Annotated in this window: 1 protein-coding gene; it reads right to left on the reverse strand. The window is 70.3% G+C overall.

The window, feature by feature from the left end:
* On the reverse strand, positions 1-1,185 hold a 1,185-nt coding region (gene cofG / locus QZV94_RS24145; protein WP_293682893.1), incomplete at its 3' end, for a 7,8-didemethyl-8-hydroxy-5-deazariboflavin synthase CofG.
* Positions 1,186-1,200 lie beyond the last annotated feature (15 nt).

Below are 1,200 nucleotides of genomic sequence, written 5' to 3' on the forward strand. Positions count from 1 at the left end.
CGAATACCACGCCGTCGAGCGGTCGCCGATGAAGACCACCTCGGCGCCGTCGTCGCCCTCCTTGAAGGTGGCGTTCTCCATCGTCTGGCGGAAGAACGCACCCGGGTCGTCCCGGCCGAGCCACTCGGCGTCGGCCCGGTCGATCACCGGGAAGTGCAACGCCGGGTCGATCCAGCGGTCCCGCTCGGCGATGTAGCGCGGGTACACGGTGAGCCGGGGGGCGAGGGCGAAGTCCCGGTCCTCGGTCACCTTGCGCAGGATGTCCAGATCCGGCCACGGACGCTCGGGGTTGACGTGGTCCCGGGTGACCGGCGAGACGCCGCCCCAGTCGTTGATGCCGGCGTCGAGCAGCACGCCGAAGTCGTCGGAGAGATTGGGCGGGGCCTGCAGCGAGATGTCCGCCGGCAGGATGAGCCGGGCCAGCGCCAACGCCTGCAGATAGTCATCGGGCGGGCACGCACCGCGCAGCCGCATGCGGGTGCCGTCCTTGGGCAGGAAGTTCTGGACGATCACCTCCTGCACGTGACCCCACCGGCGATGGGACTCGGCGATGGCCTCGAGCGCATCGACCCGGTCCTGCACCGACTCGCCAATACCGACGAGTATGCCTGTGGTGAACGGGATCGCCGCCGCACCGGCCGCCTCAAGGGTGGCGAGTCGGCGGGCCGGCTCCTTGTCAGGCGAACCCTCGTGACAGGCCAGGTCCGGGTTGAGCGACTCGAGCATCATGCCCTGGCTGGGCGAGATCGGCCGGAGGGCGGCGAGCTCGGCCGCGTGCAGCGCACCGCAGTTGGCGTGGGGGAGGAGGCCGGTGCGCTCCAGCACCAGCTCGCCCATCGCCCGCACGTAGTCCACCGTCGAGGCGTAACCGCGGGCGGCGAGCCACTCGGCGGCCACGGGGTAGCGATCCTCCGGGCGTTCCCCGAGGGTGAACAGCGCCTCGTGACAGCCCTGCTTGGCGCCGGCCCGGGCGATGGCGAGCACCTCCGCCGGTTCGAGGTAGGGCGAGGCGACCTTCGCCGGGGGTTGGGCGAAGGTGCAGTAGTGGCATCGGTCGTTGCACAGGAAGGTGAGCGGGATGAACACCTTGGGCGAGTACGTGACCCGCCGCCCGTAGTGCGCATCACGGACCGCACGGGCCCGCGCCATCAGTTCGTCGAGCCCCAGGGCAGTTAGTCCCGTCATGAAACGGAGACCCTA

This window comes from uncultured Phenylobacterium sp. (assembly GCF_902826855.1).
In the GTDB taxonomy this organism is placed as follows: domain Bacteria; phylum Pseudomonadota; class Alphaproteobacteria; order Caulobacterales; family Caulobacteraceae; genus Phenylobacterium.